The sequence below is a fragment of the Methylocaldum sp. genome (assembly GCF_035627495.1).
Lineage (GTDB): Bacteria > Pseudomonadota > Gammaproteobacteria > Methylococcales > Methylococcaceae > Methylocaldum.
In genome coordinates, this window is the sequence record NZ_DASPLO010000111.1 from 1 (window position 1) to 15,497 (window position 15,497).

General features: G+C 56.2%; 15 protein-coding genes and 1 pseudogene. 5 read left to right on the forward strand and 11 right to left on the reverse strand.

Annotation, left to right across the window (positions count from 1 at the left end; translation table 11 throughout):
- Positions 1-328: pseudogene (locus tag VEB01_RS09325) on the forward strand (hypothetical protein); the annotation flags it as partial.
- A 162-nt stretch (positions 329-490) separates the two neighbouring features.
- Here the strand turns inward: VEB01_RS09325 and VEB01_RS09330 are convergent.
- The 3 genes from VEB01_RS09330 to VEB01_RS09340 all read right to left on the reverse strand — a co-directional run bounded on the left by VEB01_RS09330 (position 491) and on the right by VEB01_RS09340 (position 2,832).
- A complete protein-coding gene (locus VEB01_RS09330) occupies positions 491-805 on the reverse strand; it encodes a hypothetical protein (protein ID WP_324874819.1) in 315 nt (104 codons plus the stop codon).
- 301 nt (positions 806-1,106) lie between these two features.
- Entirely contained in the window at positions 1,107-1,388 is a 282-nt protein-coding gene (locus VEB01_RS09335) for a hypothetical protein (protein ID WP_324874820.1), read from the reverse strand.
- A gap of 181 nt (positions 1,389-1,569) precedes the next feature.
- Complete coding sequence (locus VEB01_RS09340; protein ID WP_324874822.1) at positions 1,570-2,832, reverse strand: PhoPQ-activated pathogenicity-related family protein; 1,263 nt, start codon at positions 2,830-2,832, stop codon at positions 1,570-1,572.
- A gap of 701 nt (positions 2,833-3,533) precedes the next feature.
- Here VEB01_RS09340 and VEB01_RS09345 point away from each other — a divergent pair.
- The 3 genes from VEB01_RS09345 to VEB01_RS09355 all read left to right on the forward strand — a co-directional run bounded on the left by VEB01_RS09345 (position 3,534) and on the right by VEB01_RS09355 (position 5,667).
- The gene (locus VEB01_RS09345; RefSeq protein ID WP_324874824.1) at positions 3,534-4,538 is read left to right on the forward strand and encodes a hypothetical protein; all 1,005 of its coding nucleotides are present in this window, start codon (positions 3,534-3,536) and stop codon (positions 4,536-4,538) included.
- Positions 4,539-4,543: 5 nt separating this feature from the next.
- The gene (locus tag VEB01_RS09350; RefSeq protein ID WP_324874825.1) at positions 4,544-5,038 is read left to right on the forward strand and encodes a siphovirus Gp157 family protein; all 495 of its coding nucleotides are present in this window, start codon (positions 4,544-4,546) and stop codon (positions 5,036-5,038) included.
- Positions 5,039-5,337: 299 nt separating this feature from the next.
- A complete protein-coding gene (locus VEB01_RS09355) occupies positions 5,338-5,667 on the forward strand; it encodes an RNA recognition motif domain-containing protein (protein ID WP_349255738.1) in 330 nt (109 codons plus the stop codon).
- Between the two features lie 126 nt (positions 5,668-5,793).
- Here the strand turns inward: VEB01_RS09355 and VEB01_RS09360 are convergent, their stop codons facing one another.
- From VEB01_RS09360 to VEB01_RS09385, 6 genes are all read right to left on the reverse strand, one after another.
- Entirely contained in the window at positions 5,794-6,375 is a 582-nt protein-coding gene (locus tag VEB01_RS09360) for a PqiC family protein (RefSeq protein WP_324874826.1), read from the reverse strand.
- Positions 6,372-8,021: a PqiB family protein gene (locus VEB01_RS09365; RefSeq protein WP_324874828.1), complete on the reverse strand. Its 1,650-nt coding sequence runs from the start codon at positions 8,019-8,021 to the stop codon at positions 6,372-6,374. Before VEB01_RS09365 ends, VEB01_RS09360 begins: the two co-directional genes overlap by 4 nt.
- Positions 8,011-9,273, reverse strand: coding sequence for a paraquat-inducible protein A (locus VEB01_RS09370; protein WP_324874830.1), 1,263 nt, complete (start codon positions 9,271-9,273; stop codon positions 8,011-8,013). The genes VEB01_RS09365 and VEB01_RS09370 overlap by 11 nt, the downstream gene beginning before the upstream one ends.
- Before the next feature lie 109 nt (positions 9,274-9,382).
- Complete coding sequence (locus tag VEB01_RS09375) at positions 9,383-9,676, reverse strand: PAAR domain-containing protein (RefSeq protein WP_324874832.1); 294 nt, start codon at positions 9,674-9,676, stop codon at positions 9,383-9,385.
- A gap of 37 nt (positions 9,677-9,713) precedes the next feature.
- On the reverse strand, positions 9,714-10,319 hold the full coding sequence (locus VEB01_RS09380; RefSeq protein WP_324874834.1) for a DUF6931 family protein: 606 nt from the start codon (positions 10,317-10,319) through the stop codon (positions 9,714-9,716).
- A 41-nt stretch (positions 10,320-10,360) separates the two neighbouring features.
- The gene (locus VEB01_RS09385) at positions 10,361-12,298 is read right to left on the reverse strand and encodes a type VI secretion system Vgr family protein (protein WP_324874836.1); all 1,938 of its coding nucleotides are present in this window, start codon (positions 12,296-12,298) and stop codon (positions 10,361-10,363) included.
- A gap of 340 nt (positions 12,299-12,638) precedes the next feature.
- On the opposite strand from VEB01_RS09385, the gene VEB01_RS09390 reads away from it, so the two are divergent.
- Positions 12,639-13,883: a tetratricopeptide repeat protein gene (locus VEB01_RS09390; RefSeq protein ID WP_324874838.1), complete on the forward strand. Its 1,245-nt coding sequence runs from the start codon at positions 12,639-12,641 to the stop codon at positions 13,881-13,883.
- 208 nt (positions 13,884-14,091) lie between these two features.
- On the opposite strand, the gene VEB01_RS09395 is transcribed toward VEB01_RS09390, so the two are convergent.
- Together VEB01_RS09395 and VEB01_RS09400 are read right to left on the reverse strand one after the other, a co-directional pair.
- On the reverse strand, positions 14,092-14,688 hold the full coding sequence (locus VEB01_RS09395; RefSeq protein ID WP_324874839.1) for a hypothetical protein: 597 nt from the start codon (positions 14,686-14,688) through the stop codon (positions 14,092-14,094).
- 27 nt (positions 14,689-14,715) lie between these two features.
- Complete coding sequence (locus tag VEB01_RS09400; protein WP_324874841.1) at positions 14,716-15,375, reverse strand: alpha/beta hydrolase family protein; 660 nt, start codon at positions 15,373-15,375, stop codon at positions 14,716-14,718.
- Positions 15,376-15,497: the final 122 nt, after the last annotated feature.

Genomic DNA, 15,497 nt, shown 5'->3' on the forward strand with positions numbered 1-15,497 from the left:
ACAGATCGCGCCGACGCTCACCTATAGGAATCTCTTTGCCGATAAGGCCTATGCCTATCTCTCGCGCCAGCCCACGCTTCCATTTACGGTCTTCACGCCGATCCGAAAAGCCCCAGGACAGACGCACCTCGATGCCGCCGACCGGCTGTTCTCGACAGCCGTGTCGCGGGTCCGCCAACCCATCGAAGCGCTGTTTAACTGGATTCAGGAGAAAACCGGTATCGAAGCGGCCAGCAAGGTCCGCTCCTCTCGGGGGCTCCTCGTTCACGTCTTCGGCCGCCATGTTCTTATTGAACGTCTTACCGCAAAGCGCTTAATTCGCATTTGAATAGCCGAATTGATAGCGCTTAACGGCAAGGCCTTCTCGATTCGCGCTGATTACACGGATACGGGAGTTGTCCACGTCTGCCTCGAATAGCACGGTAGCCCGCACCCGCGGTTTCCCCTGAATCATGATTTGGGCAATGTGGCCGGAACCATCCCGTATGGGCTATTCGGTGAAAAGGACCTCTTGCTCGATCAAGAATCGACGCAACTCGTCCGCACTGGTTGGATCGACGGAGAACCGCCGCTCCTCCGGCACGGTGCAATCGAATTGGATAGCGACTTTCTTCGGTTTCTCCTGGCTGTCGATAAATACCCGGTAACTTCCCTGGCGAAAATCATCCAATTTCCCGATTCCCGTAATTTCATAGCAGGCCTTGACATCCCAGTTCACCGTATTCAACTGTTCGACCATGTCGACGAGATAACGGTGGATCCTCAAAAGCCGGGGGCGAAGCTCCTCCAGATAGATTCGCTCCAACTCCGCGCGCCGCGCCTCATCGGCTTCCCTTGCCTGCCGAGCTTAGTCCGCCTCTCGTTTGAGATCGTCTAAAATCCCCATGCCCACTCTTCTTATGCGATAAAAAACGCTACTTTATCGCAAACTCGAAGTGGGGTTCAGCCCTCCAGCGGTATCCCACCGCAAACGACCGAAGGCCAACACCACCAGCGACGGATCATCGGGTACTTATAAGACGCTTAAAACCCCGCATTCCTCAGATCGTCGCTCTTCGGCATCGCCTGAGCGATAAAAAGGCTTACCGGGTGCTATGCAGCTAGCCTTACCTGCCGGGCAAATGCGGCAATTTCGGCAGCGGAGGCGGAGCCGGCAGATCGGGCAGATGCGGTAAACCGGGCAGCCTTGGCAAGCTCGGTCGTTCTACCGGAGCGTAACGAGGCCTATCGCCATGGTAGTGATGATGCTCATGCACATGAACCTTTTCGTGATGATGGTGGTGATGCTTGTGTTTGTGCTTATGGCCATGTCCGCCCGAAGCTGCGGCAGTTCCGGTAAATGCGATGAGTAGAGTTGCTAAAACCCGCTTTGAAATGAAATCGCGCATGGATTGAACTTTTCCCCCTTCTTGCAAGATCCCTTATTTTAAGCAAAAACGAGGCCATGATTCACGCCTGTTGCTTTTGCCCAATTTACGCCGGTTTCGGCTGGGACACACTCATTGGATGACCGATAAACGGATGACTAAAGTGCAATCTCGGCTCCCGAACGTCGGGATCAAGCGACAATCATTCGCTGCGGCGCGGAAACTTCTTATTCGATAGGTGCGAGTCCGGAAGAACTCGGGCTTCCGTCGAAAGTTGATAGGGGTGGCCGCTCGGTGAGCGCAAATCGACTTCAATCAGATACGCGCGATACTTATCGCGAGGCGCACGGACAAGAACGGCGGCGCCATTCCTCTCCGAATTGAAGTCGAGGCTTCGACTCGACCAAACATCGTTACGAAAATCGCGATCCGAGGATTCGGCGGTCCAAAGGCGTATCGCTGTGGGCGTACAGTCGATCTTGACCTGTATCATTTCGCTATCGTCCGTTCGTCGCGTATGCGTCCACGCCAATCTGGGTAGCGGATGATTCGAGGCGATCAATTCAAAAAAGGTCGCAAGCGTTTGCCTGGCTTCCAGAGTACTACCCGCACCATGACCGGCATTCGGCGCCTGGAACAGCAATTTTGGCTCGGGTAAGTCATCCCAGTAATGACGCAGCGAGTCGACTGTCCAATAAGGATCGTTGGTCCCTAGCAACAGCAACTTCGGCATCGTGTAAAGCTCTCGGTACGCATAGGGATCCACCCAAACGCGCAATCGCTGCATGGGGGTATCGTCGAGCGCTCGATGCAATCCCAAATCGGTGTAATCGTGGATGTATTCGCTCTGCCGGCCATAGACCTTCTCGGTCCATTGCAGTTGCGCTTTGATATTCAACATATCGAACACCATCGGCGCGATAGCTTGAACCCGCTTATCGACGGCCGCCGTCAACCAGGTCGTCCAACCTCGTTTCGATGCGCCGGCCACCAGAAATTTGTCGATGCTGAGACTCAGCTTTCGACGTACGAACTCTTGAACCGCGTCCATGCCTCGCACGGCGCTTTTCACCATGGGGAACAGCAACGGCCAGGCCTTGTCGTTTGTCGTCGCATACCGCTCGAAGGTGTAAGCGACAAGCGCATCCTCGCTACGCCCATACAGCGGTTGGTTGGGAATACCGGTAATGGCGGCCGCAATGGCACCGGCCCGCTCAGCAACCATCTTCAACAAATCGATGCTGGCGGCGCCATCATGGGTAATCAGCAAAAAGGCTGTCTCAGGATTGCGCAGCTCCCGGGGCTGGACAATTAAAAGACCGTGACTCCACGTTTCGCCGTGCCACTTCTGGGATATCAACTCCAGGCGGATCAGCCTTCCCCATGGCTCTTGGGCTTCCGACACATGCCGCCAACGGTAAGCGGTATCCGGCGCATTAACATAGTCTTCAAGGGCTCCAGCCATTGCTCCTCCACTCAACAAAGACGCCAGCAACATCAAACCAAAAACAAAACCGCTCTGGCTAAGAAAACGGTGCTTCGAGATGCAAAGACTCGCCGGGCTCATGATCAACCACAATGCGTTCGAACAATCGACATATAGACCGCCGAGGGAAATAAAATGCGTTCTCGATCGAATTAGAAACGGTGTTTCTTTAACGGAAATGGCTTCTTTAGCGAAGCGCCGGCATCCAAGCAACTCCTTGTATTTTCACACTTTCGGATTATTTTAAGGGAACTTTAGCGGCAAAAATTTGTTTAATTCTTTACATGGAAGATCGGTTATTTATTGTACACAGCACCCATAGACCATCACCTTGCCTACTTTAAGCCAGAAACGTCTCATTGCCCTCGGCTACGACGTGATTGTTGGTTGCCGAGATCAAAGCCATCCCTCATTAACGCTCCGTCGCCAGTGATCTACTGAAAGCACTCGGGGACCCTCGTAGAGCTAATCTGCACAAAACGATCCAAAGGAGAGCGCTGTGATGTGCCGGCAGCTACACAAGGCATCTTAATAACTTCTATTTCGACCCGGATATTCCGGCTTCTTTTACTTTCTATTTCCAAGACAAGCAGTACGAAACCATAGCATCTCTGGAGCAAGCGACCGTTTGCCGAGAGAGACATATGCAAGGTTATTCGTACAACAGGGGTAACCTAGTTATGAATCACGTGAAAGAACGCGAAAACACCGCACAGCCTCCAGCGGCTTCGATACCACCCGCGGGCTATCTTGAACACGACGAAAAGCCGGCGGCGGAGAAGGTTGAGCCGGCGCGAAAAGTCACACGGAAGAACGCCAAGGTCGAAGCGCTAAGCGTTTCGCCCCTGGACTTGCCGAACGACGTGTTCGAGGCCGGATTGGAGCGGCGTAAGCATAATCGTGCGGCAATACTCAATTGGATACGTGAAGCCTTGGTGGAAGGCACGGACTATGGGCGCATTCACCTCTTCAACCGGGACAAGTGTGCCTTTGCCCGGCGCGGCGAAGCGCAGTCATGCCCGATCACCAGCCACTGGAGCAAGCCCAGCCTGTTCAAGCCGGGCGCCGAAAAAATTTGCGGCATGCTCGGGGTCACGGTGCATTATCCCAATCTCAATGCGTACGAGCAGGCCGCTCTATCGGGACAGCGCCTCGGCACGATCATTTTGCGCTGCGAACTGCGCGACAGCCAGGAACGGACGGTCGCCGAAGGCATCGGCGCGCGCAGCGTGCAGCAGGACTATGGCGATCTGAATAAAGCTCTCAAGATGGCGGGAAAGTCCGCGCACATTGATGCGACCCTGCGCATGGCAGGTCTCAGCGAAGTATTTACGCAGGATCTGGAGGATATGCACTTAGGCCCCAGCTCAAAGTCGCAAACTGCGTCTGATGCGGCCAAAGCCCTGGCAGACGACGCCGATGAGCAGATTCCCGCCGAGCCATCGCCCTCTCTCGAAGTCCCCGGCCGAGACTACAGATTCAGCAGTCTCTCGCTCACTCAGCTTGACCAATTGGAGGCGCGGATCAAGGAGCTCAGCTTGGATCGAGACCGGGTGCTGCGTTGGGTCAAAACCGCGAGCAAAAACAAGATAAACGCTTTCGACGAGCTGACGCCGGAGATCTACGAGAGACTCGTCAAGAAGCTGGAAGATTGGGCCGAGCCAACAGCCAGTGAGAAGAGGTAAGCCGCGTGGAGACAAAGCTGTACGAGATTGCCGAGCAATATCAGGATGCCGTGAGGAACCTCGCGAATATGGATTTGCCACCGGATGTGGTCAACGACACCTTGGAAGCGCTGTCGGGCGAGATCTCCCTCAAAGCCTGGAATATCGCCGCCGCCTTCCTGCACATGGAAGGCGAGGCGGAGCTGATTCGCCAAGCCGAGGAGCGAATGAGCCGGCGGCGAAAGGCCTTGGAAAACCGCGCCGCAGGTTTACGGCAATATCTCAAGGTTCAGATGGAACATACCGGTATACGTGAAATCAGAAGCCCTCAATTCATTATCAAGGTTAAGCAAAACCCGCCAAAGGTGATTTTTGATGACGAGTCTGCTATTCCCGGGATGTTTAAACGCGAGGAAAGCGTCATTCATATCGACAAGAACGGAATCAAACAGGCGCTGCTGTCCGGGCAGGAGGTCCGGGGTGCTCGTCTTGAGCAAGAAACCCGGCTCGATATCACCTGAGGTACGATCGGATCTTACGAAAAGGAACGGTCCGGAAACACTCCAACAGTGCCTGCATATTTAGTGTTTTTGTTACACCAGCTTTACGTATGTCGCTAGGCTGATATACCAGGGAGCCAGACTATTGACTACTCCATACGGGAAAATAGATACCTACGGGCGATTACTTATGGAAATAAGCGCGGAAAGATAGTTTATTTAGCCTATCTAAGGAGCGGATCTGAAGCCATTGTTAATGGATATATTTTTTCGTTTTTCGACGCGAACACTTTATTTGAGTCGGTATTGAGGAGTATCTAGTGAACAAGAAATTGTATGTCGGGAATCTAAGTTATAGCCTTGGAAACGATGAGTTGCACCAGCTTTTCGCAGCGCATGGCACGGTATATTCGGCCCATGTGATTATGGATCGGGAAACAGGACGCTCCAAGGGTTTCGGATTCGTGGAAATGGGCAGCGCTCAGGAAGCGGAAGCCGCGATTGCAGCCTTAAACGGCAAAGAGGTAAGCGGCCGCAGTTTGACGGTAAACGAGGCCCGCCCCCAACAAGAAAGAGGCGAGCGCGGCGGTAGTGCCAACCCTTTCGGAACAGCAAGGCGTAACGGGGGTTATGGCGACCGCCGCTACTGATAAGCAGACATTGACTTCGAGCGCCGGCCGGATCCATTGGACCGGTCGGTAGCTTTATCCTGATAAGCGCTCTCCCGGCTTATCAGGAGTTTTGATTTCTTCAGCTTAAGCGTGCTTCACCTCAAGTCACCGTGCCCGCAATGCCGCGGCGAGGTCCTGAGCCATAGCGTCGAGCGCCCGGCTTTGAGCGGTTACCAATTCCGCGTAATCTTCCCCCGCTGCGGGAATTGACAGCTTGGTGTGCCCGCGACGGGCTGTCCTTTCGTCATTCGATTTGATCGTCCATAGAGCCTCAAAAGCGCCCCCGTCTCCGGGGCGGAGCTCGAATCGGGAAATATCCACCAGAATTCGCACGTCGGGATCGAGAGACCCCGATTGCAAATATGCGGCTACAGTTGCATTTCCAAGCAAACGGGAAAGACGGGCGGCCAATGCGCTCGTGATTTCGTCCTTAAAAGGCGCCGCCCAGCGATGTTGCTCCAAAACCTCGACTTCATGCTCGCCTTTCGTAATGACCAACTGAGGCTGATCCAGGGCGGCCGGGATTGTCACCGGTCCGACGACGATAACCTCGGTGCTGTCACTGAGCGTGCCCCGCGCCGTAGCCGGGTCGTTCGTCGGCATGAGCGTGTAGAAACGCGCCGGTGCGGAGCCGCCGCACCCGGCGAAAAGACCGGCGAATAGCGTCATCCATAGAAAACGGGTCATGGCTGTTTCTCTTTCCCAATTAGGAGCGATTCCGGGTGCCGCTCCAGGTAATCCGTCAGCACGCGCAGCGACTGGGCCGCACGGGAAACCTCGTTCAACGTATCGCGCGCATCGTGTTGCAGCGGCCCGTCCGTGGCGAGTGTCTTCTGCGCCTCGGTAAGCGTGCGTCTGGCGTCTATGATTGTGGTCTTCATCTCCGGCATCAACTCACGGTCAAGATTGGACGTCAGTCGTTCTACGCTGCGAAGCGTCTGGTTTAATGAACCCATGGTTTGCCGCAGCTCGGCGACAACCTGATCGAGCGGCAATTTGTCCAGTTTTTTCACGATGTGCTCGGCACTGTCCGAAAGCGACTGCAAAGTACCGGGCATCGTCGGAAACTCAGGCGGACTTTGCGTCCAGTCCAAGTGTGCCGACGATGCGGCCGGGAAAAAATCGAGCGCGACATAGAGCTGCCCCGAGATTAGATTGCCGGTGCGCAGCTGCGCCCGCAGTCCCTGCTCGACCATGCGGTTCAGTTGCCTTTCAACGGCGTCCCGGCTGAGAGTAACCACTTCGCCCTTTTGAGTTCGAATGGTTCCACCCCAGCTCAGACCCACTTCCACGGCAATGCGGAACCGGTGCTTCCGCGGATCCCATTCACCTCGGATTCCGGTGACCTCTCCGGCGGGCAGACCCCTAAAATCAAGCGGAGCGCCGACTGAAAGCCCTCGTATGGTTTCGTTGAAGTACAAAACCATTGGCCGTCGCTCGGTCTTGGGTGGCGCGAAGGCGGCGGATCGATTGACATAGAGCGTGAATGCCGTGTTTTCCGTCGCCGGTTCGGCTTTTCCATTCTCGGGCGGCATAGCAAACGCAATGCCGCCAAGCATGACGCTCATCAGCGATTCCGTGTCGAGCTTGATACCATTGGCGTCGAGCGTCACATCGAGACCGCTGGCGTGCCAAAAACGGGTGTTATCAGTTACAAACCGGTCATAGGGTGTCTCTACAAAGACTTGGAGGGTTACACCGGTTCCCGCAGGATTCATCTCGAACCCTAACACCTTGCCCACGGCGATGTGCCTGAAATAGATGGGGGAACCCACATCCAGCGAACCCAAGTCCTCCCCCTTGAGAACGAAGCGCCGGCCCCGCAGATCGGAGGTTAGAATCGGCGGCACGTCCAGGCCGTGGAATCTATATTTCCGCTTCGAGGCACTGCCCACATCCATGCCGATGTAAGAGCCGGAAAGCAAGGTGCCCAAACCGGAAATATTACCGGCGACCACTCGCGGACGCACAATCCAGAACCGAGTGTCGTCCACCAGCCAATCCTCGGTCCCGTCGCGCATTTCGGCAGTGACGATGACGCTGGTTCGATCCTCGCTCAGGGCGACGTCAGCGATTTTGCCGACTTCCACATCCCGATACTTGATAGCTGTTTTGCCCGGCTCCAAACCTTCGGCGCTCTTGAAAACAATCGTGATCACCGGGCCCCGTTCCGAGATCGCTTTCCAGGCCAGCCAGGCGCCGATTAACGCAGCAACAAGCGGTATAACCCAAACGATGGAAAAGGCGAAACGGCTCGAGGGCGCTATGGACACCGCCGGCAACGAGTCGCTCTGGTCGGTGTTCGATCTAGGATTCGAATCGTTATCTTGCATGGACATTTTCTTGGATGGGATCCCATATCAGTCGTGGGTCGAAGCTCATGGCAGCAACCATGGTGAGTACGACCACGGCGCCGAAGGCTATGGCGCCCGGTCCGGCTTCGACCGCCGCGAGCGGACGCACGTCCACCAACGCCACCAGCATCGTAACCACAAAAATATCCACCATCGACCAACGTCCGACTATTTCGGTCAGCCGATACAAACGGGTACGGTCCACCGGCCGCCAACGCGATCGTGTCCGCACCGTTACCAAGAGCAGGGTAAGAGCCATCAGTTTCAGCAGCGGCACCATAACGCTCGCGAAGAACACCAGCAGCGCCAGGGGCCATGATCCGGACACCCACAGATAGACCACTCCGCTCATGATCGTGTCGACTTGCGCCCCGACAATCGACGAAGTGGACATCACCGGCAGCACATTCGCCGGAACATATAGGATCAAGGCAGCGATCAAGAGCGAGCAGCACCGATTGATGCTATTCGGTTTTCGGACGTGCAGCACGCTCCCGCATCGAGGGCAGTGCTGGTCTTCCGGCTTAACCGAGGCGTACGAGAGCAGGCCGCAGGCATGACAAGTCAAATAGCCGGGTATTAGTTTCGGCTGGCTCGGGGCGGAATAGCGGCGCCCCAACCGTAGCCAAACTTCTTCACTATCCAACGAGGCCGCGGTCGCCGCCATGACGAAAATAAAACCGCCGAACAGCCATAGCGACCAACCCGGCGCGACACTCGCCATGTGAGCGAGCTTGACCAGGGAAACGAGAATGCCCAGCATCAAGACTTCCACCATGCCCCATGGCCGCAACACTTGAATCAGTCTGAAAACGGCCGCCTGGCCCCGCAGCGTTCTATTCAGCTTCAGCGGCAACAACACATACAGTAACCCCATAAGCTCCATAGCCGGCACGATAATCGTGGTAAACAGAACCAGGCCGGCCATCATTCCCATGCCCTGCTTCTGCAATTCAAGTACGGCGCCAAGGAGAGTCGCCTCCGTGTGCTTGCCTTGGATCGTCAGTCCCAGAATGGGGTACAGATTGGCGACCAGAAACAGGATGAATGCCGCAACGGCAAAGGCCAATGTTCGATCCAGCGTGTTTCCGGGCGAATGGTATAGCAGCGCGCCGCAGCGGCGGCAGCGTGCGCTTTGCCCCGGCGCGAGGGGGACTTTGCGTTGCAGAAGATCACATTCGTGGCAGGCGCAGAGGTTTTCTAAGTCGTTAAAGGCAGGAACAGCCGGCATGACGGGGAGAGGCACATACAAAAAAGCGATTTAGGGCAGGAATGCCGAGAACGCGGTGCTTATCCCGGCTTACTTTCTACTTGCTTATGAACGAAAGATCATAATCCATCTATCCGCCAATGAGAACGGTGGGCTGACCGACGACTATCACGCCGCCGTGAGCCGTCATATCGCCCATCCGTGCCGCCGGCTGGCCGCCGATCATTACCGTGGCCGAGCCTTGAGCGACGGAATCCGGCGGTCCCACACAGGTTACCACATCGCCGACACGGGCGGCGGGCAGAGAACCGATCAGGACCGTGGGAGCGCCGGGAGCCGTGATCGGACCTCCGACGTGGGGCTTGGGGCCGTCGAACATCGGACAGGTGTGCATATCGGTAAGGCGGGCCGCCGGCTTGCTCATGTCATCCTCATTTTATCCATCAATCGGTGTCTGAATTTCAGGCGTGCGGAGCGGCAGGCTTGGAATCCAGGCGACCGTTGCCACCGCAGGCAATATCGATGCCCTGCTCCAAAAAACGCCGGTATTTTGCCGGCGCCTTTTCCGGTTCGACTTGTACCGCAGCCAGCATAACCGCCCCGGCGACGGCCTTTCCCGTGAGGTTATCGGCGGGCGGAACGGCCGGGGCTTCCGGCGGAGCCATACTGCCCCCGCTCCAAAAAGCCGCCATCGCGGCCCAGCTCGCAGGTCCTTGGAACTGATGTGCCTCTGCGGCGGTAAAAGCCAATCGCCGATGTTCCTCGCTCGGTTTGTAAACCCATTGCTCGGCAAGCTCTACCGGCTTGAGCGCTTCCGGAGCCTGACCATCTCCCAGGGCAGTGCGCGCGCATAGACATGCCCACCAGGTCGACTCCCGCTTGGGCAGCGCCCGCGCCAAGAACTTAACGGCATCGGGATATAAGGCATTTTCCATCAGTAATCGTAAAAAATCGGCGGGGCTTCCCTCAGGGCTCAGTAGCCGACGTGCCGCCTCATCGAGGTCGATATCCTGGCACACGGACGCCGCCCTGGGCGCGGTCACCTTGGTGAAGACATATTCAGTCATCGCGGGTTCCACTCTCGAATAGAAAATTCGCTTACTCGGCCTTAATTGATCATGATGATGCCGCCCTTGGCAGTCAGCATCCCATCGCCCTTCACCGTGGTCATGGGCGATTTGAGTTCCGCCATGCTCGTTCCCTCGATGTTGATCATCATGCCTTTAATCGTGACGCCCGTCTGATCGATCTTGATGCTGTTCTGGCCGACTTTGAGTTCAATCGACTGCATCGCCTCCAGCGTACTCTTGCCCAGATCGATTTTGGTCTCCTGGTTTCCCTGTTTGATGGACATGGTGTGATTGCCCATGTCCAGCACCACTTCCCGATTGCCCTGCTTGAGCTGCAGCTTGTCGTTGCCCTGCTCCAGCGTTGTCGTCCGATGATTGTAGATGTCGACCGTCTGGTCTCCGGGATCCTTCTTGTCGAAACCGACTTTGAGCGTGGCGCTGTTTTCGACGACCACATTCATATTCTTTTCGGCGTGGATGTAGATTTCCTCCTCTCCCCTCTTGTCCTCCATGCGGATTTCATTGAAGTTATCCTGGCTGCCCTCTGCGCTGCTCCGGGATTTCATACCGGTTTGAGTCTGGTTATCGGGCAAGGAATAAGGCACCGTCTGCTCGCCGTTGTAGACACGGCCGGTGATGATGGGTTGATCGGGATCTCCCTCCAGAAAATCCACAATAACCTCTTGCCCGACCCGGGGAATGGAAATCGCTCCCCAGCCCTTGCCTGCCCATGGCTGGGAAACCCTCATCCAGCAGGAACTGTTTTCATCTTTCCTGCCCTGGCGGTCCCAGTGAAACTGGACTTTTACTCGCCCGTACTGGTCGGTCCAAATTTCCTCGCCCCTGGGGCCTACGACGATAGCCGTTTGCGGACCGCGCATTTCGGGCTTGGGCGTTTTTTGTTGGGGACGGAATGGCGTGTCACGATGCAGTGCGGTGAAACTGCTCTGAAAGCCGGAACCGCCGCCCCCCGACTCATATCCATCCGACTGGATCGAAAAATGGGTCTCCAGTAACAAGTACTCCGCGTTCATAGCGGCCCGCGGATGGCCGGTCAAACTAAAGAGCGCACCTGCCGCCAGCCCCATGGCATTGCTCTCGCCCGACATCCGTTCGAACTGCGCGCCGAACTCGTCCAGTCGGCAACTGGCGATGGGTTCCCCGCTAGCCGTTTGAAGATACTTGCCCGGATAGTCGTACCATTCGTAGCTGCCGTGATCGTGGAAATAGGAGTCGGTTGACTTCACCTCCAAATTCTTCCTGGGATCCTCGAAATCGAAGTCTCTGAGGCTTACCGCTCCGGGCTGAACGCATTGTGTGGAAGTCCAACTGGTAATGCATTCCTGCCTTCCCCCCGCAACGCCAGCAGCCTCTGAAAAAGGCACGCTTTCGTACCCTGGAGTCGTACTATGGGCGTCGATTGAGTCGGTTAATATCACCGTGTGCTTGTTGTCTTCGTGCCGAAAAAAATAATAAATGCCTTCTTCTTCCATTAAGCGGCTGATGAAGTTCAGGTCCGTCTCCCGGTACTGGACGCAATATTCGCGGGCGGTGTAATTTCCGGTCAGGGATAATTCAAAATCACTGAACCCGCGTCCGCTTATCACTGCATCGATGATTTCCGGCACCGTCTGCTTCTGAAAAATACGGCAATCGTAAGCACGGCTCAGAAACCAAAGCCAAGGTCTCAACGTCGCGTAGTATCGATAAAAACGCCCCCTGGCGCCCCCCTGGCCGAAGCGGCAGACATGGCCATGGAAAGCTCGTGTGTCGTCATTTTCTAACGTCAGGCTGACGGACATGGCTTTGCCAAGGATTGCATTCGGATCGATAGCGGGATCTTCGCTCAAAAGTTCCAGATGAAACTCGAAGGGCTCGCTCAAACCCTCGGCACCTGTCATTCGATGGAATAACAGGGTGTTATCCCCCAAGGGGCTTGTTACCTTTGCTAGTCGATGATCTTGGGATGCGGACATGGTTTTTTCTTTTGATTTAGAACGGGCATTCTGAATTGTATGCTAATAAATACGCTCGTGGCGCGACCTTGATTCGTTCACGAAACATCCATACGGGGCGCATAAAGAACACTTGTTTACAAACCTTCGCTCCTTCGTCCGATCCATAGGTAGATAATGAACTCTCTTTACGACCAAGCGAAAAAAAATCATGCACAGGGCAACCTCGAACAGGCGGAAGCGCTCTACCGCATCGTATTAAACTCAAATTCAAACGATTACCGCGCATTGAACAACCTCGGGATCGTGCTTGAAGCTCTCAGCCGCTTCGAGGAAGCAGAGGCCTCCTTACCGCCAAGCCTTGACTGCGCGTTCCGACGTAGCCTCGATTCACTACAATCTCGGCCATCTCGCCCAGGTCCGAGAACATCTTGCAGAAGCCGTAACCTGTTACCGAACAACCCTGGAGCTTGATCCCGATCACATGCCGGCCATGTTCAATCTGGGCAACGCGCTTCGAAGCATGGGCAAACCCGAGGAAGCCGAAGCCGCCTATCGGCGTTTACTGGCACGAGATCCGCTGCCCGACGATCCGGAGTTTTTCAAGGCCCCCAGCAATCTCGGCCAAGTTCTTTGCGAGCAGAACCGATACGCGGAAGCCGAAATGGCTTTTCGCCAGGCCCTCGCCCTCAAACCGGATTCTGCCGTGGACTTCGCCAGTCTCGGCCGAGTGCTCATGCACCAAAAAAATCCGTCCGCGGCCGAAGAAGCCTATCGGCAGGCGCTCAACCTCGAACCTACCTTGCTGGATGCCAGCACCGGCCTGGCGGAACTCCATCGCCAATCCTCCGACACGAAACAAGCAGCGGCGGTCTACAGCGAGCTCCTGAAGCTGGTACCGGACGAGCCCATCGCCCAACACATGCTGGCCGCACTGGGCGGCGACGACACGCCGGCCAGAGCCAGCGACCACTACGTGGAAACCGTGTTCGACAACTTTGCCGAGAGTTTCGACCGCGTGCTGACACGCCTGCAATATCGGGCACCGGACCTGCTAGCCTGGGCCGTAGCGGAAACACTGACCCCCGACGGACAATTGGACGTGCTGGACGCTGGCTGCGGCACCGGTTTATGTCATTCGTGGCTCCGGCCCTATGCGCGGCGCATGGTCGGCGTAGACTTGTCCGCAAAGATGCTCGAAAAAGCCAGACGGCGCGGTGGCTACGACGAACTGATCAAGGCCGAGCTTACGACTTATCTACAAAACTGCTCCTCGAGTTACGACCTCATCATATCCGCCGATACCTTGGTGTATTTCGGCGCTCTGGAAGCCGTCATTAGCGGAGCCGGCAATGCCTTGAAACCGGGAGGGTTGCTGGCATTCACCTTGGAACGCCTGGACGCGGCCGAACATGACGGCGACTTTCGGCTTGCCCCCCACGGGCGGTACGTCCATTCCGGGGCGTATGTCGAAAAAATCCTCGCTGACGTCGGCTTACAACTCCGTTCCATGCGAACCGATGTGTTGCGCCTCGAAGAAGGACAACCGGTTCCGGGATGGCTGGTACTGGCTGGTGCCAGCTCCACCGGAAACGCGCCCTCCTGAGCATCGCGCGAGAGCGGCTTCTCTGAGAGGGTGTGTGGGAAGCGTCGCGAGCGGCCCGAGAGCAAGCCTGTCCTGAGCTTAGTCGAAGGGGCGCCCGGAGCGCAGGACCCGGAGTGTACATGGAGTACATGAGGAGTCCTACACCTTCGCGACGCCGCTATCGGGCCGCGCAGCAGCTTCTCACACACCCTCTGAGACCGAGGGCCGCTCACAGCGGATACAAGGTCTGAATGTGGATATGATCGCCCGGCAGCGCATCGACAAGCATGAAGGCCTCTGAAAAATCCATCAGATCTTTGGGGTTCCAACTGTCTGCGAACACAAGCCCGGAGTCGTAGCGTTTCTTGTACGTACCGCAGGCGCTCCGAATCTTCACCCGCTGTTCCGAACCAATGTCCAGTTTCTTCAGCTCCGCTTGCCCCAAAGCCGAATTCAACAACTCCGCACCCACTATGCCGGCCTGCTGCAAGTCCAGAAAGGCCGACGCCTCTTCCTTGAATTCGGTAAAAATTTCGGCGTAGGCTTTTCGTGCTTTCGTCTTGGACAAACCCGGTTCACGCTCCCGCCAAATCTCGATATGGTCTTCCTTGGACGCGATACCGCCTCGCTCGTGCATGATGATGGGCCGTGCCGCTGGCTGTGGGCGGTCTTGAATATACGGCCGCAACCGGTCGGCAAGGTAGGCGATGTTGACGTGCAACCCCAGGGCGTGGCCCGGTTCGTGGGATACCGGGCTTAATCGGCCTTCGCTCTTTTCCAGGATATCGATGACGTCGGCTTGGGTATAGCGTTTGGCTCGAGGCATTTGGTCCTCCTGTTACAATACCGGCGTTCAGAGCGCTTCAAAGGGATCTATATTGGCCCAATCCGTCTCGAGCACGGCTTGCCAGCAATTACCCTTGCCATGGGCACCCCCACCGGTGGCGTTGCGCAGATCGACCACCATCCCGATATGATCGCCCGCGATGCCATGAATGCTGACCGGATCTCCGGCTATCCGAAAATTCACTCCCGAGGTGTCGCTGGCCGATTTGGATCTCCAGGTGCGCACCATCATCATCGGTTTGAAGACATTCACGTGGGCGGCAGCAACCACGGATTTCACTGCGGGCGCATTGAACGTCACGAAAGGAACGCTTTCCCAAAGCCCCACAACCTGCGCTAACCCGCCATCCAGCGAATGTCCCGTAACCGATAGGCGCCGATTGCCCGCGACTTGTTTGGCGGCCTTCAACATCTCGCGGGCCGATGTACACTGGTTGGGCAGTATTCGGCAACCGATACGCAAGTCCGCTCCGATATCCGAGAAAAGCTTGCCGGCTTGCCCCGGATTGGTCCCGCAGCACCCGACGACCACGTCAGTATCGTTTTGCCAAATCCCGCCTTGGAAGCCATCGCCGTACCATGTGCCCGATTCCCATTTCTGCACGGTCCAATCGTCGACCATATGTCCCGGCGGTTCTTCGTAATATTGGTTAGGTTCTGTTGACATTTCAACGCAACCAGATGAGTGCTGAGACGAAGCGAAGAAAGCCCATGAAGTTACGCTGCAATTTTTCGAAGCGGGCAAAGATTCTTCGGAAGTGTTTGATTTTGCCAAAGAAGCATTCGATC

Excerpts from the sequence above, each read along its gene's own strand:
- VEB01_RS09335 (WP_324874820.1), bottom strand. The coding sequence starts at position 1,388 with ATGCGCGATTTCATTTCAAAGCGGGTTTTAGCAACTCTACTCATCGCA.
- VEB01_RS09340 (WP_324874822.1), bottom strand. The coding sequence starts at position 2,832 with ATGGCTGGAGCCCTTGAAGACTATGTTAATGCGCCGGATACCGCTTAC.
- VEB01_RS09345 (WP_324874824.1), top strand. The coding sequence starts at position 3,534 with ATGAATCACGTGAAAGAACGCGAAAACACCGCACAGCCTCCAGCGGCT.
- VEB01_RS09360 (WP_324874826.1), bottom strand. The coding sequence starts at position 6,375 with ATGACCCGTTTTCTATGGATGACGCTATTCGCCGGTCTTTTCGCCGGG.
- VEB01_RS09365 (WP_324874828.1), bottom strand. The coding sequence starts at position 8,021 with ATGCAAGATAACGATTCGAATCCTAGATCGAACACCGACCAGAGCGAC.
- VEB01_RS09370 (WP_324874830.1), bottom strand. The coding sequence starts at position 9,273 with ATGCCGGCTGTTCCTGCCTTTAACGACTTAGAAAACCTCTGCGCCTGC.
- VEB01_RS09375 (WP_324874832.1), bottom strand. The coding sequence starts at position 9,676 with ATGAGCAAGCCGGCGGCCCGCCTTACCGATATGCACACCTGTCCGATG.
- VEB01_RS09380 (WP_324874834.1), bottom strand. The coding sequence starts at position 10,319 with ATGACTGAATATGTCTTCACCAAGGTGACCGCGCCCAGGGCGGCGTCC.
- VEB01_RS09385 (WP_324874836.1), bottom strand. The coding sequence starts at position 12,298 with ATGTCCGCATCCCAAGATCATCGACTAGCAAAGGTAACAAGCCCCTTG.
- VEB01_RS09395 (WP_324874839.1), bottom strand. The coding sequence starts at position 14,688 with ATGCCTCGAGCCAAACGCTATACCCAAGCCGACGTCATCGATATCCTG.
- VEB01_RS09400 (WP_324874841.1), bottom strand. The coding sequence starts at position 15,375 with ATGTCAACAGAACCTAACCAATATTACGAAGAACCGCCGGGACATATG.